General features: G+C 40.4%; 31 protein-coding genes and 1 other annotated feature. Of the genes, 20 read left to right on the forward strand and 11 right to left on the reverse strand.

Annotation, left to right across the window (positions count from 1 at the left end):
- The first annotated feature begins 108 nt into the window (after positions 1-108).
- The 16 genes from G576_RS0110630 (at position 109) to rplL (ending at position 13531) form a co-directional block, all read left to right on the forward strand.
- Entirely contained in the window at positions 109-1032 is a 924-nt protein-coding gene (locus G576_RS0110630; protein WP_027974589.1) for a metal ABC transporter solute-binding protein, Zn/Mn family, read from the forward strand.
- A gap of 21 nt (positions 1033-1053) precedes the next feature.
- Positions 1054-1818 carry a metal ABC transporter ATP-binding protein gene (locus G576_RS0110635; RefSeq protein ID WP_027974590.1) on the forward strand — a complete coding sequence of 255 codons (765 nt, stop codon included), beginning with the start codon at positions 1054-1056 and terminating at the stop codon, positions 1816-1818.
- Complete coding sequence (locus G576_RS0110640; protein WP_027974591.1) at positions 1811-2665, forward strand: metal ABC transporter permease; 855 nt, start codon at positions 1811-1813, stop codon at positions 2663-2665. The genes G576_RS0110635 and G576_RS0110640 overlap by 8 nt, the downstream gene beginning before the upstream one ends.
- Positions 2658-3479 (forward strand): metal ABC transporter permease, encoded by an 822-nt coding sequence (locus tag G576_RS0110645; RefSeq protein WP_027974592.1) that lies wholly within the window; start codon positions 2658-2660, stop codon positions 3477-3479. The genes G576_RS0110640 and G576_RS0110645 overlap by 8 nt, the downstream gene beginning before the upstream one ends.
- A gap of 89 nt (positions 3480-3568) precedes the next feature.
- Positions 3569-4849: an O-acetylhomoserine aminocarboxypropyltransferase/cysteine synthase family protein gene (locus G576_RS0110650; protein ID WP_027974593.1), complete on the forward strand. Its 1281-nt coding sequence runs from the start codon at positions 3569-3571 to the stop codon at positions 4847-4849.
- Positions 4850-4863: 14 nt separating this feature from the next.
- Positions 4864-5610, forward strand: coding sequence for a cyclase family protein (locus G576_RS0110655; RefSeq protein WP_027974594.1), 747 nt, complete (start codon positions 4864-4866; stop codon positions 5608-5610).
- Between the two features lie 77 nt (positions 5611-5687).
- Positions 5688-6377: a tRNA (adenine(22)-N(1))-methyltransferase gene (locus tag G576_RS0110660; RefSeq protein ID WP_027974595.1), complete on the forward strand. Its 690-nt coding sequence runs from the start codon at positions 5688-5690 to the stop codon at positions 6375-6377.
- Positions 6361-7152: a Nif3-like dinuclear metal center hexameric protein gene (locus G576_RS0110665; protein WP_027974596.1), complete on the forward strand. Its 792-nt coding sequence runs from the start codon at positions 6361-6363 to the stop codon at positions 7150-7152. Before G576_RS0110660 ends, G576_RS0110665 begins: the two co-directional genes overlap by 17 nt.
- A 26-nt stretch (positions 7153-7178) precedes the next feature.
- A complete protein-coding gene (locus G576_RS0110670; RefSeq protein ID WP_027974597.1) occupies positions 7179-7994 on the forward strand; it encodes a ZIP family metal transporter in 816 nt (271 codons plus the stop codon).
- A gap of 5 nt (positions 7995-7999) precedes the next feature.
- Positions 8000-9112, forward strand: coding sequence for an NAD(P)/FAD-dependent oxidoreductase (locus G576_RS0110675; protein WP_027974598.1), 1113 nt, complete (start codon positions 8000-8002; stop codon positions 9110-9112).
- Positions 9113-9147: 35 nt separating this feature from the next.
- Complete coding sequence (rfbA, locus tag G576_RS0110680) at positions 9148-10017, forward strand: glucose-1-phosphate thymidylyltransferase RfbA (RefSeq protein ID WP_027974599.1); 870 nt, start codon at positions 9148-9150, stop codon at positions 10015-10017.
- Complete coding sequence (locus G576_RS0110685; protein ID WP_027974600.1) at positions 10017-10610, forward strand: dTDP-4-dehydrorhamnose 3,5-epimerase family protein; 594 nt, start codon at positions 10017-10019, stop codon at positions 10608-10610. Before rfbA ends, G576_RS0110685 begins: the two co-directional genes overlap by 1 nt.
- On the forward strand, positions 10610-11095 hold the full coding sequence (locus G576_RS0110690; RefSeq protein WP_027974601.1) for a phosphoribosylanthranilate isomerase: 486 nt from the start codon (positions 10610-10612) through the stop codon (positions 11093-11095). Before G576_RS0110685 ends, G576_RS0110690 begins: the two co-directional genes overlap by 1 nt.
- 189 nt (positions 11096-11284) lie before the next feature.
- On the forward strand, positions 11285-12331 hold the full coding sequence (gene rfbB, locus G576_RS0110695) for a dTDP-glucose 4,6-dehydratase (protein ID WP_027974602.1): 1047 nt from the start codon (positions 11285-11287) through the stop codon (positions 12329-12331).
- A 103-nt stretch (positions 12332-12434) separates the two neighbouring features.
- Positions 12435-12568: a sequence feature (ribosomal protein L10 leader region), on the forward strand.
- A gap of 28 nt (positions 12569-12596) precedes the next feature.
- A complete protein-coding gene (gene rplJ, locus G576_RS0110700; RefSeq protein WP_027974603.1) occupies positions 12597-13091 on the forward strand; it encodes a 50S ribosomal protein L10 in 495 nt (164 codons plus the stop codon).
- 74 nt (positions 13092-13165) lie between these two features.
- Entirely contained in the window at positions 13166-13531 is a 366-nt protein-coding gene (gene rplL / locus G576_RS0110705) for a 50S ribosomal protein L7/L12 (protein WP_027974604.1), read from the forward strand.
- Positions 13532-13630: 99 nt separating this feature from the next.
- Here the strand turns inward: rplL and G576_RS0110710 are convergent, their stop codons facing one another.
- Complete coding sequence (locus G576_RS0110710) at positions 13631-14782, reverse strand: tyrosine-type recombinase/integrase (RefSeq protein ID WP_027974605.1); 1152 nt, start codon at positions 14780-14782, stop codon at positions 13631-13633.
- A gap of 177 nt (positions 14783-14959) precedes the next feature.
- Here G576_RS0110710 and G576_RS0110715 point away from each other — a divergent pair, with 177 nt between their 5' ends.
- Positions 14960-15142, forward strand: a complete 183-nt coding sequence (locus G576_RS0110715) for a hypothetical protein (protein ID WP_027974606.1) — start codon at positions 14960-14962, stop codon at positions 15140-15142.
- A gap of 10 nt (positions 15143-15152) precedes the next feature.
- Here the strand turns inward: G576_RS0110715 and G576_RS12770 are convergent, their stop codons facing one another.
- The 9 genes from G576_RS12770 to G576_RS13750 form a co-directional block, all read right to left on the reverse strand.
- A complete protein-coding gene (locus G576_RS12770) occupies positions 15153-15548 on the reverse strand; it encodes a hypothetical protein (RefSeq protein WP_245563036.1) in 396 nt (131 codons plus the stop codon).
- A complete protein-coding gene (locus tag G576_RS13970; RefSeq protein ID WP_245563037.1) occupies positions 15499-15654 on the reverse strand; it encodes a DUF4231 domain-containing protein in 156 nt (51 codons plus the stop codon). The genes G576_RS12770 and G576_RS13970 overlap by 50 nt, the downstream gene beginning before the upstream one ends.
- Positions 15655-15789: 135 nt before the next feature.
- Positions 15790-16170, reverse strand: a complete 381-nt coding sequence (locus G576_RS0110730) for an ImmA/IrrE family metallo-endopeptidase (protein WP_027974607.1) — start codon at positions 16168-16170, stop codon at positions 15790-15792.
- A gap of 13 nt (positions 16171-16183) precedes the next feature.
- The gene (locus G576_RS0110735) at positions 16184-16459 is read right to left on the reverse strand and encodes a type II toxin-antitoxin system RelE family toxin (protein WP_027974608.1); all 276 of its coding nucleotides are present in this window, start codon (positions 16457-16459) and stop codon (positions 16184-16186) included.
- On the reverse strand, positions 16449-16670 hold the full coding sequence (locus G576_RS0110740; RefSeq protein WP_027974609.1) for a DUF6290 family protein: 222 nt from the start codon (positions 16668-16670) through the stop codon (positions 16449-16451). Before G576_RS0110740 ends, G576_RS0110735 begins: the two co-directional genes overlap by 11 nt.
- A gap of 4 nt (positions 16671-16674) precedes the next feature.
- Positions 16675-17040, reverse strand: coding sequence for a helix-turn-helix domain-containing protein (locus G576_RS0110745; protein WP_027974610.1), 366 nt, complete (start codon positions 17038-17040; stop codon positions 16675-16677).
- Positions 17041-17433: 393 nt separating this feature from the next.
- Entirely contained in the window at positions 17434-17538 is a 105-nt protein-coding gene (locus G576_RS13650; protein WP_156875143.1) for a type I toxin-antitoxin system Fst family toxin, read from the reverse strand.
- A gap of 200 nt (positions 17539-17738) precedes the next feature.
- Positions 17739-17828, reverse strand: a complete 90-nt coding sequence (locus G576_RS13655; RefSeq protein WP_156875144.1) for a type I toxin-antitoxin system Fst family toxin — start codon at positions 17826-17828, stop codon at positions 17739-17741.
- Between the two features lie 617 nt (positions 17829-18445).
- Positions 18446-18589, reverse strand: coding sequence for a hypothetical protein (locus G576_RS13750; RefSeq protein WP_169361579.1), 144 nt, complete (start codon positions 18587-18589; stop codon positions 18446-18448).
- Between the two features lie 190 nt (positions 18590-18779).
- On the opposite strand from G576_RS13750, the gene G576_RS0110770 reads away from it, so the two are divergent.
- From G576_RS0110770 to G576_RS12780, 3 genes are read left to right on the forward strand one after another with little or no spacing between them, the layout of a single operon-like run.
- Positions 18780-18977 (forward strand): helix-turn-helix domain-containing protein, encoded by a 198-nt coding sequence (locus G576_RS0110770; RefSeq protein WP_027974611.1) that lies wholly within the window; start codon positions 18780-18782, stop codon positions 18975-18977.
- Positions 18974-19189 carry a hypothetical protein gene (locus G576_RS0110775; RefSeq protein WP_027974612.1) on the forward strand — a complete coding sequence of 72 codons (216 nt, stop codon included), beginning with the start codon at positions 18974-18976 and terminating at the stop codon, positions 19187-19189. The genes G576_RS0110770 and G576_RS0110775 overlap by 4 nt, the downstream gene beginning before the upstream one ends.
- 26 nt (positions 19190-19215) lie before the next feature.
- Positions 19216-19488, forward strand: a complete 273-nt coding sequence (locus G576_RS12780; protein ID WP_051178106.1) for a hypothetical protein — start codon at positions 19216-19218, stop codon at positions 19486-19488.
- A gap of 102 nt (positions 19489-19590) precedes the next feature.
- Here G576_RS12780 and G576_RS0110790 read toward each other — a convergent pair whose 3' ends face one another.
- A complete protein-coding gene (locus G576_RS0110790; RefSeq protein WP_018368812.1) occupies positions 19591-19839 on the reverse strand; it encodes a hypothetical protein in 249 nt (82 codons plus the stop codon).
- Positions 19840-20023: the final 184 nt, after the last annotated feature.

Consider the following 20023-nt stretch of genomic DNA (forward strand, 5'->3'; position numbering starts at 1 on the left):
ATATCAAAAAATGTCGTAAAACAGTTGACAGAAGTTTTAAAATAATGTACCCTTTAATTAAAATTAAGTATACCTAATTTAATAAATAAGAAAACCTAGGAGGTTGTTATGAAAACATTATTAAAACTTATTTGTGTCTTTCTCGCTTTGTTTAGCTTGTCTGCTTGTCGGTCAAATAGCGATAGTAAGGGAGGAGCGAAGCCTGTCGTTACAGTCACCACATCTTTTTTGGACGACATGGTTAAGGAGTTGGCTGGAGACTATGTGACGCGCCAGCTTATTATTCCAGCAGGGGAGGACCCTCATCTCTATACAGCGAAAGCCAGTGATTTGAAAAAATTGCAGGAGGCTAACCTAGTCCTCTATCATGGTCTTCACTTTGAAGGGAAAATGGTTGAAGCTCTAGAGAAAACGGGTGTAGCGGTAACGCGAGATTTTGAAAAATCAGAAATTGGAACCATGGATGAAGATGGTGAAACAGTAGTTGACCCACATTTCTGGTTTGACATCTCTCTCTATCAAAAAGCGGTTAAGGTAGCTTCAGAACAACTTCAAAATTTATTGCCACAAAATAAAGAACAAATTGCCAGCAATGAGAAAACTTATTTAGCTAGATTGGATGAGCTAGATGCTTGGAATAAAGAGCAATTAGCTCTTGTGGCTAAAGAAAGCCGTTATTTAGTAACGCCACATGATGCCTTCAATTACTTTGCAAAAAGATACGGCTTTACTCTTTATGCTCCACAAGGTGTCAGCACCGAATCTGAAGTGGCTAACAGTGATATGATTGAGACGGTTGATTTGATTATTAATCATCACATTAAAGCTATCTTCACTGAGTCAACAACCAATCCTGAGAGAATGAAAAAACTTCAAGAAGCGGTTCAAGCAAAAGGTGGAGCGGTTGAGGTCATTAGCGGTGAGGGGAAAGAATTATTCTCGGATTCGCTTGCTCCAGCTGGTAAAGACGGGGATAATTACATTGACATGTACAAACATAATATCAAATTGATTGTAGACCATTTAAAATAACAGGTTAGATAGGTGGGGGAAATGGAAACAGCTATCCAAGTGTCGGATTTGAAAGTATCTTATCAAGACGTTTTGGCCTTAGAAAATGTCAATCTCAAGATTCCAAAAGGCAGCCGATGTGCGATTGTGGGACCAAACGGTGCAGGTAAATCAACCTTATTCAAATCCTTATTGGGTTTTGAAAAACTTAGTACTGGTAAGATTGAATTACTAGGGGAAAGAGAGCACTTGTCACAAGTGATTGCAAAGAAAATTGCTTACATTCCACAAGCTAGTCAGGTCAATTGGCAATTTCCGGCAACGGTTTATGATATTGTTTTGATGGGGCGTTATCCTCATATCAAAGGCTGGCTTAAACAACCCCAAAAGCAAGATAAGGCTATTGTCAGAGAGGCGCTTGACAAGATGGCATTATTAGAGTTGCAAGACCGCCAGATAGATCAGTTGTCGGGTGGTCAACGCCAACGAGTCTTTATTGCTCGAGCTCTTGCTCAACAGGCGGAGCTTTATCTCATGGATGAACCTTTGGCAGGCGTAGACATTAAGACTGAGGAGATGATTATGGAAATTTTGAAAGAATTTCAAAAAGAGGGCAAGACATCAGTGGTTATTCATCACGACTTGTCTAGTCTGGAAAGGTATTTTGATCATCTTGTTTGGCTTAATCGGAAGGTGATGGCTAGCGGGCCACTATCGGAAGTATTGTCCCAAGAAAACTATCAAATGACTTATCAAAGTTTAGCCCAGCCATTTAGTCCCAAAGAAAAAGGTGGTAGCCATGCTTGATGTTTTGATGGATTATTCTTTTTTGACTGTAGCTGCAGGGACTGGGATTTTTGCGCTGGCGACTAGCTTGGTGGGTACCATTAGTGTCTTGACGAGACAGAGTCTAGTTGGTGATACACTGGGGCACGCCTCTTATCCAGGGGTTATCGTGGCTTTTATGATTTTTCAGTCTCGAAATCCCCTGCTCTTGATGTTCGGTGCTATGCTTTCGGGTTACCTTTCATACGCTTTGGTTTATTGGGTAAAAAGGCGGAGCGGTCAACCCATGCTTAATATCCTATCTCTCATTTCAGTTTCTTTTTTTGGATTGGGAATGGTTCTTAAGCAACTTCTACAAGGTCATCCTAGCTTTGCAACGAGTTCACAAGCGGGATTACAACATTACCTTTTTGGTCAAGCGGCCTTTATTCAAATAGAAGATGTTTGGATTATTGTGTCAGTGTCAGCACTTACCTTGATTATTTTCGGCTTGACCTACCCAGCTTTTAAACTCTATCTTTTTGACCAAGGCTTTGCTAAGAGTGTAGGCATTTCAATACGGCTTCTGCAAGAAATCATTATTTTACTCATGATTTGTCTCATTGCGGTTGGTTTGAAAGTTGTTGGTGCTATTCTCATGTCAGCTTTTCTGATTATACCAGCGGTTATCGGACTGTTCTATTCAAAAACTTATGGGAAAACCCTTGTCTTTGCTAGTTGCTCAGCCATTTTTTCAGCCGTCGTAGGGACCTACCTTAGTTCGATTATTTCAGGACTCTCGACAGGACCGACCATTATTTTAATCATGACTGGATTGGCGCTTTCTTCCTACCTTTTAACAGGAAAGAGGAGGAAGAGTCATGTCTGAAGTTTTTGTCATTCTACTCGTGACGGGCTGGTCTTGTGGTTTATTGGGAAGTTTACTGGTGTTAAGAAATCAATCAATGTTGGCTGACGCTCTTTCTCATTCGGTACTCTTAGGGATTGTTTTAGGATTTTTTGTATCTGGCAATCTGGATAGTCCGTTCTTAGTCATTGGAGCAACAGTTTTTGGGTGTTTAGCGGTTTTTGCCATTGAGGCGATTAGTGCCACTAGTTTAAACCATGATGCTGCAACTGGTATGATATTTACGAGCTTTTTTGCAACAGCAGTTATTCTAATTTCTCTCTTTGCCCGTAATGCACACCTTGATATTGATATGGTATTGATGGGTGAGGTCCTTTTTGCCCCTTTAAATCGGGTCGTTTTTCTGGGTGTTTCTGTTCCGTTGGCTCTGATAAAATCGGGAGTTCTATTTTTGATAATCCTTACTTTCTTTTATCTGGCTTATCAACGTCTCAAACTCTTTCTCTTTGATCAAAGTCAGGCACAAATGTCGGGGATGTCGGTTAAGCATTTGCGGATTGTCATTGTCTTTTTGACTTCTCTGGCGGTAGTGCTGGCCTTTGATGTGGCAGGTTCAATCACGGTCATTAGTTTTTTAGTTGCTCCTGCAATGGCTGCACAACTCTGGGTTAGACATTTCCATCATTTTCTAGGTCTGGTTCTTCTGTTAAGCACTGCCATTGTTGTCATCGGCTACACTTTAGGCATGGCTTTTGATCTTAGCTTATCAGGCTTATGTGCCATGTCTGGTTTAGGCATTTATTTAATAGCTTTGCTATTTAAAACCAAGGTATAGTTTAAAACTATACCTTTTTTCATGGAATAAATATTGGTCAGCTCAGCTTTTTTCCGTTAAAATAAGGAAAAAAGAAAGTGAGATAAGCTATGACACGAGAATTTTCATTTGAAACTTTGCAATTACATGCTGGACAAAAACCAGATGCCGAAACGAAATCACGTGCAGTTCCTATCTACCAAACAACCTCTTATGTTTTTGATGATGTGCAGGAGGGTGAGGATCTTTTTGCTCTTAGAAAACCAGGGAACATCTATACTAGAATTGGGAATCCAACGGTCGCTGTTTTTGAAGACCGCCTTGCTGCGCTTGAAAAGGGTGTAGGAGCTCTAGCGACAGCGTCTGGAATGGCGGCGATTACCTACACGGTCCTTGGTTTGGCGCATGCTGGCGACCATGTAGTAGCAGCTACAACAATTTACGGTGGTACTTTTAATCTCCTTAAAGAAACCCTGCCACGTTACGGCATCACTACAAGTTTTGTCAACATTGAAAATTTAGATGAAGTCGAAGCAGCGATTCAAGATAACACCAAGTTGGTCTTGATTGAAACGATTGGAAATCCTCTCACAAATATTCCTGATATTGAAAAAATAGCCGAGTTGACTCATGCACATAAAATTCCTCTTGTTGCAGACAATACATTTGGAACGCCATATCTTATTAATGTTTTTGACCACGGGGTGGACATTTCAGTTCATTCAGCAACTAAGTTCATTGGTGGACATGGAACTACCATCGGTGGTGTCATCGTAGACAGTGGTAAATTTGATTGGGAGGCTTCTGGTAAGTTCCCGCAATTTGTAAATGAGGACCCTTCTTATCATAATATTTCTTACACCCGCGATATCGGTGCAGCTGCCTTTATCACAGCTTTACGCGTCCAGCTCCTGCGAGATACTGGTGCAGCTATTTCACCATTCAATGCCTTTTTGCTTCTACAGGGATTAGAAACACTTTCGCTACGTGTTGAACGCCATGTAGAAAATACCAAGAAAATTGCAGCGTTTTTAGAAAAACATCCTAAGGTTGAGAAGGTCAACTACCCAAGCTTACCCTCTAGTCCTTATTATGAACTAGCTCAAAAATACCTGCCAAAAGGTGCGGGCTCTATCTTCACTTTCCATGTCAAAGGTGATGATAAGGATGCAGCCACTGTTATTGATAATCTGGAAATCTTCTCTAACCTTGCCAATGTGGCTGATGCAAAATCGCTCGTTGTTCATCCCTACACAACGACCCACTCTCAGCTTTCTCCAGAAGACTTGGAAGCATGTGGTGTGACACCAAACCAAATTCGTATCTCTGTTGGTCTTGAAAATGTCGATGACTTAATTGAAGATTTGAACTTAGCCTTAGAAAAGATTTAAGATTGGAGTCGCCTATGACACAGTTATACGATGCTTATAAAGCTTTTAAGTCTGCTCGTTTGGTCAACTTAACTCATAAAATTGATGAGAATAGCCCTCATTTTCCTGCCTTGCCTTCATTAGAAAAGAAAGATATTTTCACATTGAAAGATGGCTTTCATGTCCAGCAGTTCACGGTTGTAGGTCAGTATGGCACCCATATTGACGCGCCCATTCACTTTGTGGAGGGTGGCAAATGGTTGGATGAGATTGCCTTGGAGGACTTGCTTTTACCTCTCTATGTCATTGATAAGACAAAAGCTGTCGCTGAGAATCCTAATTATGAACTGACTAAGCAGGATATCCTTGATTTTGAGGCCGAGCACGGCTCTATTGAAGCTGGCGCCTTTGTCGCTTTTCGTAGTGACTGGCACAAGCGCTGGCCAGACCAAAACGCTATCCGTAACCTTGATGACAGTGGCGCTCAACAAACTCCCGGATGGAGCCATGAGGCCTTGGAATTTCTGATTCATGAACGTAACATTAAGGCGGTCGGGCACGAAACCTTGGATACAGATAGTGGGCGAGCTGCGGCTGAAAATAAGGGAGCCTTGAAACAAGAATATTATCTTCTAGAGCAAGGAATTTACCAAGTCGAAGTTCTGGCAAACCTTGATCAATTACCAGCCACAGGAAGCATTATCTCCATAGCCTTTCCAAACTGGACACAAGCAACAGGATCTCCCGTTCGAGCAGTTGCCTATGTGCCTGCTAACGACTGATATTCTCTATGAAAACTCGTACTTAGTGCGAGTTTTTTGCTATAATAGGTAATGATTATAAACTAGGAAGTTTTGTTATGGATATGATTTTATCAAGTCGTCTGCGTGATGTGGCGACTTTTGTTCCGACAGGAAGTAAGTTGTTAGATGTGGGCAGTGATCATGCTTATTTGCCCATTGCCCTTATTAAGGCTGGGATTGTTTCCTCGGCAATTGCTGGTGAAGTAGTTCGGGGACCTTATGATTCTGCGGTAAAAAATGTGGCTGACTACGGCTTGTCTTCACAGATTGAAGTGAGGCTAGCTAATGGTTTGGCTGCTTTTGAAGCCAGAGATGCTGTGACTGCTATTAGTATCTGCGGTATGGGTGGACGTTTGATTGCTGACATTTTGGAAGCTGGAAAAGAAAAGCTGATGTCAGTAGAACGCTTGATTTTACAGCCTAACAATCGTGAGGACGACTTGAGACATTGGCTGTCAGAAAACGGATTTACCATTGTGGCAGAAAAAATCATGACTGAAAATGGTAAGTTCTATGAAATCCTGGTTGCAGAGCATGGTTGGGATAATGTAACTGAACGAGACTTACGTTTTGGAAAACACCTAGCTACTGAAAAATCAGAGGTTTTCATCAGTAAGTGGCAACGTGAAATTGGCAAACTAGAGGTCGCTCTGGCTCAAATCCCAGAAAGTAATGAACATGACCGCTCTGCCATTTCCAAAAAAATCAACACAATTAAGGAGGTACTTTATGGTTCTGGCGCGTGAAGTGATGGCAAGATATGAGGCTTTTTGTCCCAAGGAATTGACCGTTGAAGGCGATGTGGTGGGCTTACAGATAGGAAGCTTAGATAAGGACATCAAGCGGGTCATGGTGACTCTGGATGTTCGAGAAAATGTGGTTGCCGAGGCAATTGAAAAGGGTGTCGATCTGATTATTAGCAAGCACGCCCCTATTTTTAAGGGAATCAAAGATTTGGTGGCTAGCCCTCAGCGTAATATTTTGCTGGATTTGGTCAAGAACGATATTGCGGTTTACGTTAGTCATACTAATATTGATGTGGTTCCCAATGGACTAAATGACTGGTTTTGTGAGCTGTTGGAGATTACTGATACTGAGCCTCTCTCACCGACGCAAGAGGGTTATGGGCTTGGCCGTATTGGGACGATAACTGAGCAAACTGTCGAGGAGTTTGCGGCTAAGGTACGGTCGGTCTTTAATCTGGACAGTATACGCTTGGTCTCCTACGCCAAGGAAAATCCACTCATTTCTCGCGTGGCTATCTGCGGTGGGTCAGGAGATGAGTTTTATCCTGCTGCTTTAGCTAAAGGAGCGGATCTCTATGTAACTGGGGATATTTACTACCACACAGCTCAGGAAATGCTAACAGAAGGTCTCCTTGGCATTGACCCAGGCCATCATATCGAGGTACTTTTTATAAAAAAAATAGCAGAGCTTCTGCGTGACTGGACTAGAGAAAATCAGTGGCAACTTGATATTGTTGAAGCTAGTAGCAATACCAATCCTTTTTATCATCTTTAAGAATTAGAAAGTGTTAAAAAACAACTATGAATTTATTGTCTTTAAATCCTATTTTATTGGCATTTTTAGCAGGGCTCTTTACTTGGGGGTGTACCGTTTTAGGGGCAGCTATCGTCTTCTTTTTTAGAAATATTGACCGAAAATTACTAGACACTATGAATGGTTTTGCAGCAGGTGTCATGATTGCTGCTTCTTTTTGGTCGCTTTTGGCACCAGCTTTGGAATATGCGGAGCCAAGTTACGGTAAATGGTCTTGGTTGCCTGTTGCTCTAGGTTTTCTCGTGGGAGGCTTTAGTCTACGACTGATTGATGCCATTGTCCCTCATTTGCATTTGGGTAAGCAAAAATCGGAAGCAGAAGGTCTTGAGCCAGAAAGACTCTCAAAAACAGCTCTGCTTTTCCTAGCCATTACCATTCATAATTTTCCAGAAGGTCTGGCCGTCGGAGTCACTTTTGGATCGCTTGCCAACGGTAATATGAGTCAGTCTGCTGTAGCGGGGGCTATAGGTCTAGCTCTGGGGATTGGTCTACAAAATATTCCTGAGGGAGCTGCTCTTTCCATCCCCATTCGTGCAGAAGGAAAATCGCGGAGCTCTGCATTTTATTGGGGAGCTATGTCCGCCATCGTTGAGCCGATTGGAGCAGTTCTTGGAGCTGCGTTGGTTATGTGGATGCTGGCTATCATACCTTATGCCCTAGCTTTTGCAGCAGGGGCTATGATTTTTGTAGTGGTTGAGGAATTGATACCAGAATCTCAAACCAATGGGCACACAGATGTGGCAACACTTGGCTTGATGCTAGGCTTTGTCATCATGATGGTCATGGATGTGGCCTTGGGGTAAAAGTAATGAAGAAAATTGCCATTATAGGAGCGGGAATCGTAGGTTCAACAGCAGCCTACTACCTATCCAAAACAGAGATCGATGTGACTATTTTTGATGAGGGCACTGGGCAGGCGACCAAGGCTGCGGCAGGTATCATCTGTCCCTGGTTTTCACGTCGCCGTCACAAAGCCTGGTACCGTTTGGCACGTTTAGGAGCAGATTTTTACCAAGAACTCCTAACAGATTTAAGAGAAGATCAGGTATCCACTGATTTTTACGACCAGTCAGGTGCTCTATTACTTAAATCTCGTCCTGAATACCTAGAGGAACTTTGCGAGTTGGCCGAGTCTCGACTAGCCGAGTCTCCTCTAATTGGAAGGTTAGCGGTCAAAACGTTGGCGGAGGTTCAGGCAGACTACCCTGATTTGGCAGGATTTGATCGAGGCATTTTGACGACGGGTGCTGCTCGCGTTGAAGGGGCACAGTTGACAAAGACGCTGGTTCGAGCGTCTGGTTTTAAATTTTTGCGGGAAAAAGCAGAGCTGAGGATCTTGCCAGATGGCGTTTACGAGGTCAATGGACAGATTTTTGACACAGTCATCTTAGCCTGCGGTGCTTGGCTTCCTCAAATCTTAGAGCCACTAGGATACTCAGTTGATGTTAGTCCGCAGAAAGGTCAACTCAGAGATTATTTTTTTGATGATTTGGAAACAGGGGATAATCCTGTTATCATTCCTGAGGGTGAGATTGATGTTATACCTTTTGCAGGAGGAAAGGTTTCTGTTGGTGCTAGTCATGAGAAGAATATGGGGTTTGACTTAACTGTTGACGAGGCAATATTAACTGATTTTCATGTCAGAGCGTCAGCCTTCTTCCCAAGACTAAAAGATGCTAGTAGTCATCAGAATCGTGTAGGGATAAGAGCTCACACCAGCGATTATTGTCCTTTTATCGGTCGAGTACCAGGTTTGGATAATGTCTACGCAGTTAGTGGGCTTGGCTCGTCGGGGCTAACTACAGGTCCATTGCTTGGAAAGATATTAAGCCAGCTTGTGACTGGTCAGGAACCTTATCTCTTGCCCACTGACTATCCTATCAGTCGCTATATAGCAAGTGACAGAGATATCAAAATGTGATAAAATGAAGTGACTATATTTTAAGGAGACTATTGATGAAAGGTATTATTCTGGCAGGTGGGTCAGGTACACGCTTGTATCCTTTAACGCGCGTAGCTTCAAAACAGTTGATGCCAATTTACGATAAACCAATGATCTATTACCCATTGTCAACCCTCATGTTGGCTGGGATTAAAGAAATCTTAATTATTTCTACTCCTCAGGATCTACCACGTTTCAAAGACATGCTTGGTGATGGTTCTGAATTGGGAATTTCTCTCTCTTATGCAGAACAACCAAGTCCAGATGGACTTGCGCAAGCCTTCATTATCGGTGAAGAATTCATCGGTGATGACCATGTAGCCCTTATCTTGGGGGATAACATTTACCATGGAAATGGATTGACCAAGATGTTGCAACGTGCTGCAAGCAAAGAAAAGGGAGCGACTGTCTTCGGTTACCAAGTAAAAGACCCAGAACGCTTTGGTGTTGTTGAGTTTGACGCAGATATGAATGCTATCTCTATCGAAGAAAAACCAGAGAATCCAAAATCAAATTTTGCGGTTACAGGTTTGTATTTCTATGACAATGATGTTGTTGAGATTGCGAAAAATATTAAACCATCTCCTCGTGGTGAGTTGGAAATCACTGATGTCAACAAGGCTTACTTAGATCGAGGTGATTTATCAGTTGAATTGATGGGACGTGGTTTTGCATGGTTGGACACTGGTACACATGAAAGTCTCTTAGAAGCAGCTCAATACATCGAAACGGTTCAACGTTTGCAAAACGTTCAAGTGGCTAACTTGGAAGAAATTGCTTACCGCATGGGCTACATTACAAAAGAACAAGTGCATGAATTGGCACAGCCACTTAAGAAAAATGAATACGGACAATACTTGCTCCGTTTGATTGGAGAGGCCTAATGACAGAAAACTTTTTCGGTAAAACACTAGCCGCTCGCCCAGTTGAAGCTATTCCAGGAATGTTAGAATTTGACATTCCTGTTCATGGCGACAACCGTGGCTGGTTTAAGGAAAATTTCCAAAAGGAAAAAATGTTGCCTCTCGGCTTTCCTGAAAGCTTCTTTGCAGAAGGAAAATTGCAGAATAATGTTTCCTTCTCTCGTAAAAACGTTCTTCGTGGTCTTCACGCAGAGCCTTGGGATAAATACATTTCAGTAGCAGACGGCGGTAAGGTTTTGGGAACTTGGGTCGATCTACGTGAAGGAGAGACCTTCGGTAATACCTATCAAACCGTTATCGATGCTTCAAAAGGTATCTTCGTTCCGCGCGGAGTAGCCAATGGTTTCCAAGTCTTGTCAGATTTCGTGGCTTACAGTTACTTGGTCAACGACTACTGGGCTTTGGAACTCAAACCTAAGTATGCCTTTGTCAACTACGCTGACTCTAGCCTCGACATCAAGTGGGAAAACCTAGAAGAAGCAGAAGTTTCAGAAGCAGATAAAAATCACCCATTCCTCAAGGACGTCAAGCCTTTGAGAAAAGAGGACCTCTAATGTTTCAAGCCTTTTTGGAAATAGCAGAGCAGTTAAACAAGTTAGGAATCACTCCCTTGTTAATGGGCTCAGTTGGTTTGGAAAGGCGCACAGGGAGGGACTGGCAGGCAGGAGATTTAGATATTCATGTGCCCAGTGACCCACGGGGATGGGAAGCGCCAGACGAGGAGCGGATTTATCAGGCGGACGCCTTGATTTCTATGATGAACCAACTAGGCTATGTCCTTGTTGACCGTCATGAACATGAATTTCATAAAGATGGCTTATCTGTTGAATTCGGAGGTCTACATTCACTGCCTGAATTTGCTGGTGTAGAGCTAGAAGATTTGGAAGAACTAGAAACAGCAGGTGTTCGCTATTACCTACCGACACTTGAACAATACCTGAAAATTTACCAAGCCTCTTCAAAAGATTCCTACCGAGCAGAAAATAACAATCAAAAAGACTTTGCTAAGATTGCTTACTTGAAAGAAGTATTGAAGTAGTCTGGTAATGCAAGAGGGCGAGCATCGCGAGCCCAAAGCGATAGTTTCCGCCGTAGTGAAAATACATAATCTTACAGGGGAAATTTTGAAACCTTAGGTTCAAAATTTAGCCGTGAAACCGAAGGTTTGCTGGCGTCCCCACTGCCTAAGGAAACTATCAACTAAAGAAAAAACTTTTCGGAGAAAAAAATGTCTCAATTTAAAAATATTATCGTAACTGGTGGAGCTGGTTTCATCGGTTCAAACTTTGTACACTATGTTTATAACAATCATCCAGACGTTCACGTAACTGTTTTGGATAAACTTACTTATGCAGGAAACAAGGCTAACTTGGAAGCTATTCTTGGTGACCGTGTTGAGCTGGTTGTTGGCGACGTTGCAGATGCTGAGTTGGTTGACAAATTGGCAGCTAAGGCAGATGCCATTGTTCACTATGCGGCAGAAAGCCACAACGACAACTCTCTCAACGATCCAAGCCCATTTATCCATACCAACTTTATCGGTACATATACTCTTCTTGAAGCGGCTCGTAAATACGACATCCGTTTCCACCATGTATCAACTGATGAAGTGTATGGTGATCTTCCTTTGCGTGAAGACTTGCCAGGTCATGGAGAAGGTCCAGGTGAGAAATTCACTGCGGAAACCAACTACAACCCTTCATCACCTTACTCATCAACCAAGGCTGCATCAGACTTGATTGTCAAGGCATGGGTACGTTCATTTGGTGTCAAAGCAACTATTTCCAACTGTTCAAACAACTACGGTCCTTACCAACACATCGAGAAATTTATCCCACGCCAAATCACCAACATTTTGGCAGGTATCAAGCCAAAACTCTATGGTGAAGGTAAAAACGTCCGTGACTGGATTCATACCAATGACCACTCGACTGGTGTTTGGGCAATCTTGACCAAAGGCCGTATGGGTGAAACCTACCTGATCGGTGCTGACGGTGAGAAGAACAACAAAGAAGTGCTTGAATTGATCCTTGAAAAAATGGGTCAACCAAAAGACGCTTACGATCATGTGACTGACCGTGCAGGACACGATTTACGCTATGCTATTGACGCAAGCAAACTTCGTGATGAGCTAGGATGGACGCCGCAATTCACAGACTTCTCTGAAGGTTTGGAAGAAACAATCCAGTGGTACACAGATAACCAAGACTGGTGGAAGGCTGAAAAAGAAGCTGTTGAAGCCAACTATGCTAAGACACAGGAAGTTATTAAGTAGATTAATAAAAACCTTGTCATTTCAATTTCGATTGAGATGACTTTTTTTGAAAAATGACATAAAATCCTTGACAGCTCAGCTTTGCCATGATAGAATAATTAAGGTTTTAAAATAAAACTGACCTAAGACAGTAGGGGAGCTGGACTCATAAACATCCTACCGAGGACAAAAACCATATCAAATATGTGTATTTTGTACTTTCGTGTCTAGGTTTAGGTGCGATTTTTTTGTGCCTAGCCCAAAATAAAAACGGAGGTAAACTAAAATGTCAGAAGCTATTATTGCTAAAAAGGCGGAACTCGTGGACGCTGTTGCTGAGCAAATGAAAGCAGCTACTTCAATCGTTGTGGTTGATGCGCGTGGTTTGACTGTTGAACAAGATACCGTTCTTCGTCGTAACTTGCGTGGTGAAGGCGTTGAGTATAAAGTGATTAAAAACTCTATCTTGCGTCGTGCTGCTGAAAAAGCTGGTCTTGAAGGAATGGCTGAATTATTCGTAGGACCATCAGCTGTTGCATTCTCAGAAGATGCAGTTGCTCCAGCAAAAATCGTTTATGATTTTGCAAAAACTGCTGACGCTCTTGAAATCAAGGGTGGTGCTGTTGAAGGTAAAGTTTCTTCGAAAGAAGAAATCGAAGCACTTGCAACATTGCCAAACCGCGAAGGTATGCTCTCTATGCTCCTTTCTGTACTTCAAGCGCCAGTTCGAAATGTTGCGTATGCTGTCAAAGCAGTCGCAGAAAAAGAAGACGCAGCTTAATCAAATGGCGTCAGCTTGTAGCAGCTTAAAGCTACAACCATTATTATAAAATACCTATTTGGAGGAAATTCACAATGGCATTGAACATTGAAAACATTATTGCTGAAATTAAAGAAGCTACAATCCTTGAACTTAACGATCTTGTAAAAGCTATCGAAGAAGAGTTTGGCGTAACTGCTGCTGCTCCAGTTGCAGTTGCTGCTGCTGGCGGTGCTGCTGAAGAAGCTAAAGACTCATTTGACGTTGAATTGACAGCTGCTGGCGACAAAAAAGTTGGCGTTATCAAAGTTGTGCGTGAAATCACTGGTCTTGGTCTTAAAGAAGCTAAAGAACTTGTTGACGGTGCACCAGCTGTTGTTAAAGAAGGTGTTGCTACTGCAGAAGCTGAAGAAATCAAAGCTAAACTTGAAGAAGCTGGAGCTTCAGTTACTCTTAAATAATAGAGCAACTACTCAAGTAGCCTAAAAACATGATTAAACCGCTATTCTTCAGAGTAGCGGTTTTTCTTTTTGTCTGAAAAGGGGCAAAAAAGGGGCAAACTATTGATAAAGTTTATCTAGCACGTCCACAACTTGTGACTTAATATTTTTAGTGATATGAGTGTAAATCTCCATAGTAGTCTTTCCGTTATCCTTGTGGCCTACACGCTGGGTAATTGCTTTGAGTGGTATATTATGCTCAGCTAGTGTACTAATGAGTGTGTGGCGTAAAATATGGGGGTGTAGTGGCTTTCTAATAGGCTCTTTTAAGGTTTCATTTGCTTTCTTCATTAAGACATTTATTGATGATTTCCCAATAGGGATGCCATTAGCCGAAACAAATATAAATCCCATATCTTTGTAGTTTGGGTTTGTATGTTTCCTCAGTTCATGTAGTTGGCTAAATTCTTCAATGATTTCAATTTCTTTGTTGGTAAGGTCAACTACACGGATAGAAGCAGCAGTCTTTGGCGTTGACTTGATTCCCTCAGATCCTTTTCGTGTGGGATCGAGAGTTCCGTTTATCGTTATAGTGCGATTTTCTTTATTGTAATTTTCAAATTTGAGCGCACCAGCTTCACCAACACGACATCCGTTGAGGGACATAAATTCTGCCATACGGGCGACGTGGTAACCACGGTTGTAGTTCTTCATTGCTTCGAGTAATTTTTGTAGTTCATCTTGTTCCAGGTATTTATCTTCGATGCGCTCCATCTCTTCATAAGTTACAACTTTTTTTGGTAATCTTACACGTTCGATTGGGTTTGAACTAATCAGCTCTAAATCTAAAGCGTAGTTAAAGACCATGCTTAATACTGATTTATGTTTTCTCAATTTTACTAGGTTATCTTCTGAGTTTGTAAAGTATTGTTGGGTATATTTTGGAGTGATGTTTTTTATTTTGATTCCTGGAGCAAAGTTTTCTTTAACCTCATCAACTGCATAAATCATTGTTTTTTCGGTAGAAGGTTTGATAGATTTTTTGTGTAAATTCCACCATTCCTCAACAATGTTTTCAAACAATAAATCAGTAGTTGTTAAGTTTTGTAGTTTATCGCTAATTTTTTCTTCTAGAAGTCTTTGAGCTTCTTTTTTGGCTCGAGCTGTTCCGCTATCTAAAGTGATGGACACCTTTTTCCATTTTTCAGTATAGGGATCTTTATATCTCTCGAAATATTTGTATTTACCATTGGATAGTTGTTCAATCCACATTGTTTTTTACCTCATTTTCTGTTAAAATGGGTACAGTAAAGAGGGCCATTTAATGCCTATTCTTTATTGTACGAGATACCTCACACTTTCGCTTTGGTCGGTTGGAAGTGTGGGGATTTTTTTATTTTTTCTAAAGTATGCTATAATGTAATCAAAAATAGCAGGCAGGTGGTAAATATGGTTAAGGTTAGAAAAATTCCAGTAGTGGTTGACGCAGAGCAAATCAGTGAAGTACAGTATATAGAGACCCTGGAAGGCACTATGAAGGCTTCTGCAGGTGATTGGGTTATCACTGGTGTTGATGGGGAGCGTTACCCTGTAAAACCAGATATTTTTGCTAAAACTTATGAAATTCTTTAAGGTTGGACTTCTATGGTCTGACCTTTATTTTTTTCGTTAAATTTTCATTATTTCGCTTTTCAAAAGCTTTGTCAATATATTCATTTGGACTTTTTATAAAATCTTCCCATTTAACTAACGCACAATATCTATCTTCTTCAGTCCATGCACATTTTCCTTGTTCGAGTGGCAAGTAGTAGTTGTAGTTAAATTCTGATACTGTTGTGTCGTCGTTGATTTTCACACCGTTATGACTACTTCCGCACTCACTGCAAGTGTAAGTGCCGGTATAAATGTTGTCATACATTTCGGGTAGTACAACGCCTAGTATACCGTTTCTTGTTCCTGCAGATGTATTAGATAGTGAAGCTTGCAATTCACGCTTTATGTAATTCAGATGTTCTTCGATAATCGATCCAATTGTCACGGTGTTTAGAAATAGAGATAAAACTTTCGCATAGCAACATCCCGCCTGCACAAATAGCAGAAAGCAAACCATAGCAGGGAAGCTGCCAAGTGGTCAAAATTGGCACTAGGAAACCAAGAAATATTTCTGTCTATTTCAATCCTTTATACCATTTTTGATGATGTGTGCTTTTACTGTCATACCAAGATATTTGTTCATCTAGGCGAGATTGAATATATTCTTCTTGCCCCATTATTCCTCCTTACATCCCTACTATTTTCCTAAATTCTTCTTGTATCATTGATTCGCCCCAGGTAGTCGAGATTTTGTGGCGCTGTGCGAATTGTAGCCAGTTAAAATCAACGACGTCATATTGGGCTAACTCTTCTTCAAGAAGTGTTCTAACCATGAAGCGGTCTGCTTCGTTTTCGTATTTAACGAGTAATCTTTGGTAATTTACGGGATTGTGCGTCATGTGTCCTAATTCGTGTAATAGGACTCTGTGGCGCTCTTTTTCGTCTAGTAAGCTATTGATATAGACAACCCTAAACTCAGGCTCATAGAAGCCGTCTCGTTCAATTAAATCACCATGAAAGATACAAAGCTCAACTTGAAAAGTTTCAAGTAATTCTTTATCTGTCAAATATATCAGTCCTTTATCGTTTTAATTTATAGACAGTGCTGCGATGTTCTATTTGAAAAACCTCGATTGTCACGATATCATCATAGATTGTGGCGATAATGCGATAATTTCCTACACGATAGCGCCATTCTCCAGAACGGTCTCCTGTTAATCCTTTGCCGTGTTGGCGAGGATTAGTTGTATTCCATAGGTTTTTCTCTATCCAAGTTAGGATTTGTTTTCTAACGGTTCTGTCTAGTTTATCAAGCTGCTTTTCAGCTTTTCTTGTCAATTCAACTTTATAGTTCATGAGCATATTTCTTCATGATGTCTTCAAAGCTGATACGATAACCGTCATCTTCTGCTTGTGTTTTACGCAGTGCTTTTAAATCAGCTTCATCTTCTAGTTTTTCCAAAAGGATTTTTGTGACGAGGTCATCCAAATCAGTGTTGTGTTCTTTTAGATATTGAGCAATCAGATTGTCTTGATGCGCAGTGGTATTAAGTGTAATAGTGGTCATATACTTATCCTTTCCTACTATCAAGGTAGCCTTTGATGATACCTTGGATAGTAATCTTTTCTTCTTCAGTCAATGGTTTGCCGTCAAAGAGCATGACACCATCGGCAAGCTGGGCTAAATCCATCTCTTTCCCAGATGGGGTAACGTAGGTGTCTCTAGCGATGTTTGGATTATCTGTCCTACCTAGCAGGTAATCTGTCGAGACGTTGAAGTAGTCGGCGATTTTTGCGATATGTTCAGCGGAAGGGGTCTTTTTATTTTTTAGACTATATACATAGTTTTTACTTATTTCTAGTTGTTCCTCTAAAAAATTTATTGAAATCCCTCTTTTTTTGCATAATTCTTTTATGCGTTCAAAGGTTACAAACATTGATTTATCAGCCTTTCTAAGACATGACAAAAAATATTTTATTTTTTCATCTAAAAACCCTTGACATATTTTAGATGAACATATAAAATATAATTTGTAAAGCGAAATAATAAGCGAAACAAAAAGCGAAGATAAAACTAAAAAAAATAAGTTTGGCGACTTGAAAGAATAGTATTATCAATGTTTTTGTTAGTGTTTTTCTTATACTTTGATTTTAGCTAAACAACTAAAAAAAGTCAAGGTTAAAATGTAAAAATTCGCAAAAAATTTCGCTTTGTTCTTTGACAACTGAATAGCGATATGGTAGTATTAAGGGGAAGTGAAAAGTAGTTCCGTTGGAACACAAATCCCCTAGTACCGCAAATACTAGGGGATTTTTTTGTGGGTTGGACACTAACGTTTGTTTTTGTCCTGCTTGCTATCCAACCAGTCGCTGATCAATTTGGTAATCAAATTGACCAAAAGCGGGGCAAGGATGAGTGTAAAAAGTAGTTCCATTGGTTTCACCTCCTTCCAGAGGCTTTATCGTTAGTGCCGACCCTAATTATATCATATTGCTATTCAGTTCAAAAGGTAGTTCTTTGACAACTGAATAGCGATATGGTAATATTAAGGGGAAAAGAAGAACAGTTCAATGAACATTGGACAAGAAAAGCCCCTTGCAAGATCCTACAAATGCAAGGGGCTTTTTGGCACTATCAGTCCTTATCTAGCCATTTCTGGACAAGGATAAGGATTAAACCGACCAAGAGCGGTCCGATGATAGTTGAGAAGAACAATTCGAACACTGGACATTCACCTCCTTGCTAAGGCAGGTATCGTAGTGCCGACCCTAATTATACCATATTGCTATTCAGTTCAAAAGGCAGCTCTTTGACAACTGAATAGAAACGTGGTTTTAATCGTATGAATACTTATATTTGACATTTTCAGTCTTATAGAGTATTATTGAGGGGAAGTAAGAAGTCGCACAAGGTATTCACCGAGTGTAACATTAAAAACCCCAGTACCGTTAATACTGGGGTTTTTTGTTAGTTAAAACTAACTGACACTAGTCATCTAACTTATCTAATAGGATATGCAAGATGATACCGACCAAGATTGGTGCAACAAAGTTGGTAAGTAAGAAGTCACACATCGGCTTTCACCTCCTTCCCTGGCGGTATAGGAGTGCCAATCAATATTATACCACGTTTCTATCAGTTCGATAGGAGCGTTTTTATTTTGAAGAGAGGAGGGGGAGATGATTTTCACGAAAGTAGTGACTATGGATGAAGAACTTACATTTTACAATTGTGAAGTAAGAAATGTTTCAGATGAAATAAAAAAACTCTTTCCTGATGACAATTTTGTCGAAGTTATCGAAAACGGAAAGAGTTACATATTAAGCACAAACTACATCATTCTACTTCTTAGATGATTTTGGTTTAGCTTGTGACAAAGCAGAACCAGCAATAGATTTGGTTCTTGATGATGAACGACCATCACGAAGGGCTTTACTTGCTTTAGTTGCAACACTGCGTGATGTTTGTTTTGAATTTTTAACCATACATATCTCCTTTCTATTTTTTATTTGACTATTCAATTCATAAGGAGGTTTGAAGCGGTAGGATTCTTCAAATTTTGAACTGATTTGTCATAGTTATATTGTAACTAGAATATAGTTATTTGTCAATATATAGTTGTGGATAACTTTTTAAAACACAATATATTGTGTTTTCTGGAAAGGGGCAGATAAAATGTGGAATAAAATTGAGCAATTAATCACTGAGAAAGATACAACTATGTACGCAGTCAGTAAGAAGGCTGGTATCGGACAGAATGTTTTGATTGCGCTTAAAGCAGGACGAACAAAAAGATTATATTTTGACACTGTTGTCAAAATTGCTGACGCTTTGGATGTCAGCCTAGACGAATTCAGAAAGGAGATTATATGAGCCAACAACATCAAAAGTGGGTCGCTCTTGTTGAGCAGAGACTTGTCGAGAAAAACTGGACAAAAGCTGACTTAACTCAAGCGGTGGGACTTAAAAGTCAAGGAACTATCACTGACCTATTAAAAACAGGAAAAGGTAGTGTGGACTTAAAAATTCGTGTATCAAAATTGCTTGGTATCCGCGAACCTTGGGAAGAGTTTGAGGTGAGTTAGAGGGAGACGGCATAGAAAGGAAAAACATGGATTTACCAAAAGTAACAGAAAGTGACAATGGATTATTTATCGGAGACCACAGGATTCCTTATGTAGTAGAAGGGTCAGTTTTCGCAAAAAGAGAAGGTGATGTCACTCTTGTAACGTTAACAGTTGCTTCTAGCGGCTACTCAAATCTTTTATCTGATGATTATCTTTCAGCAGATAAACAAAGAGAACGTGCAGCTAAAGACTACACGTTCGACGAAAACTTACCAATAATTGAGCAGGATGAACTAGCACGGAAAGGAGCAATATGAGACCTAAACGATATCCGTATAGACAAAAAGAACCTACTGCGGTAACAGTAGATTCAGGAAAAATAGTCCTTGGGAATTGGACTAAAGAACAAATAGACTCAACTAAACAAATCTAATAAAATCACCTTCAACTGTGAACTCATTATTAGATTTAATAGTAATTTGACCTTGCGAAACCTCATCTAAAACAATTGTTCCGTCATCAAAAATATAAAATCTTTGAAAATATAATCGGTCTGAACTGTTTACAAACTTATAGACTAGATTACCTTTGGGAATAAATTGATAACCTTGAGGATGGTCGCTTGGCGATACATACACATGTTGTAAATTTTGTTCTTCTATATTCATATAATCACCTCCTTTCCTTAATATTTGACGCACAGGAGGAAATCGCTTGATTTGGTAGTTAAAGTTGGATTTATTTTCCTGATTGTCATGGGTAAATTATATATCAAAAATACATTATTGTCAATATGTAGTGTTCAAAAGAAAAATATACACTACATATAGTGTATAAGTCGGTATAAGCGTT

This window comes from Streptococcus porci DSM 23759, from assembly GCF_000423765.1.
Taxonomy (GTDB): domain Bacteria; phylum Bacillota; class Bacilli; order Lactobacillales; family Streptococcaceae; genus Streptococcus; species Streptococcus porci.

Bases quoted from the DNA above. Each gene is read 5' to 3' on its own strand.
- G576_RS0110715 (WP_027974606.1), top strand. From the start codon at position 14,960: ATGGTTAAGGTTAGAAAAATTCCAGTAGTGGTTGACGCAGAGCAAATC.
- G576_RS0110735 (WP_027974608.1), bottom strand. From the start codon at position 16,459: ATGAACTATAAAGTTGAATTGACAAGAAAAGCTGAAAAGCAGCTTGAT.
- G576_RS0110675 (WP_027974598.1), top strand. From the start codon at position 8,000: ATGAAGAAAATTGCCATTATAGGAGCGGGAATCGTAGGTTCAACAGCA.
- G576_RS0110670 (WP_027974597.1), top strand. From the start codon at position 7,179: ATGAATTTATTGTCTTTAAATCCTATTTTATTGGCATTTTTAGCAGGG.
- G576_RS0110650 (WP_027974593.1), top strand. From the start codon at position 3,569: ATGACACGAGAATTTTCATTTGAAACTTTGCAATTACATGCTGGACAA.
- G576_RS0110740 (WP_027974609.1), bottom strand. From the start codon at position 16,670: ATGACCACTATTACACTTAATACCACTGCGCATCAAGACAATCTGATT.
- rplJ (WP_027974603.1), top strand. From the start codon at position 12,597: ATGTCAGAAGCTATTATTGCTAAAAAGGCGGAACTCGTGGACGCTGTT.
- G576_RS0110665 (WP_027974596.1), top strand. From the start codon at position 6,361: ATGGTTCTGGCGCGTGAAGTGATGGCAAGATATGAGGCTTTTTGTCCC.
- G576_RS0110645 (WP_027974592.1), top strand. From the start codon at position 2,658: ATGTCTGAAGTTTTTGTCATTCTACTCGTGACGGGCTGGTCTTGTGGT.
- rplL (WP_027974604.1), top strand. From the start codon at position 13,166: ATGGCATTGAACATTGAAAACATTATTGCTGAAATTAAAGAAGCTACA.
- G576_RS0110630 (WP_027974589.1), top strand. From the start codon at position 109: ATGAAAACATTATTAAAACTTATTTGTGTCTTTCTCGCTTTGTTTAGC.
- G576_RS0110640 (WP_027974591.1), top strand. From the start codon at position 1,811: ATGCTTGATGTTTTGATGGATTATTCTTTTTTGACTGTAGCTGCAGGG.
- G576_RS12780 (WP_051178106.1), top strand. From the start codon at position 19,216: ATGGATTTACCAAAAGTAACAGAAAGTGACAATGGATTATTTATCGGA.
- G576_RS0110770 (WP_027974611.1), top strand. From the start codon at position 18,780: ATGTGGAATAAAATTGAGCAATTAATCACTGAGAAAGATACAACTATG.
- G576_RS0110660 (WP_027974595.1), top strand. From the start codon at position 5,688: ATGGATATGATTTTATCAAGTCGTCTGCGTGATGTGGCGACTTTTGTT.
- G576_RS0110775 (WP_027974612.1), top strand. From the start codon at position 18,974: ATGAGCCAACAACATCAAAAGTGGGTCGCTCTTGTTGAGCAGAGACTT.
- G576_RS0110655 (WP_027974594.1), top strand. From the start codon at position 4,864: ATGACACAGTTATACGATGCTTATAAAGCTTTTAAGTCTGCTCGTTTG.
- G576_RS13750 (WP_169361579.1), bottom strand. From the start codon at position 18,589: ATGGTTAAAAATTCAAAACAAACATCACGCAGTGTTGCAACTAAAGCA.
- G576_RS0110635 (WP_027974590.1), top strand. From the start codon at position 1,054: ATGGAAACAGCTATCCAAGTGTCGGATTTGAAAGTATCTTATCAAGAC.
- rfbA (WP_027974599.1), top strand. From the start codon at position 9,148: ATGAAAGGTATTATTCTGGCAGGTGGGTCAGGTACACGCTTGTATCCT.
- G576_RS0110690 (WP_027974601.1), top strand. From the start codon at position 10,610: ATGTTTCAAGCCTTTTTGGAAATAGCAGAGCAGTTAAACAAGTTAGGA.
- G576_RS0110790 (WP_018368812.1), bottom strand. From the start codon at position 19,839: ATGAATATAGAAGAACAAAATTTACAACATGTGTATGTATCGCCAAGC.
- G576_RS13650 (WP_156875143.1), bottom strand. From the start codon at position 17,538: ATGGAACTACTTTTTACACTCATCCTTGCCCCGCTTTTGGTCAATTTG.
- G576_RS0110710 (WP_027974605.1), bottom strand. From the start codon at position 14,782: ATGTGGATTGAACAACTATCCAATGGTAAATACAAATATTTCGAGAGA.
- G576_RS0110685 (WP_027974600.1), top strand. From the start codon at position 10,017: ATGACAGAAAACTTTTTCGGTAAAACACTAGCCGCTCGCCCAGTTGAA.
- rfbB (WP_027974602.1), top strand. From the start codon at position 11,285: ATGTCTCAATTTAAAAATATTATCGTAACTGGTGGAGCTGGTTTCATC.
- G576_RS0110745 (WP_027974610.1), bottom strand. From the start codon at position 17,040: ATGTTTGTAACCTTTGAACGCATAAAAGAATTATGCAAAAAAAGAGGG.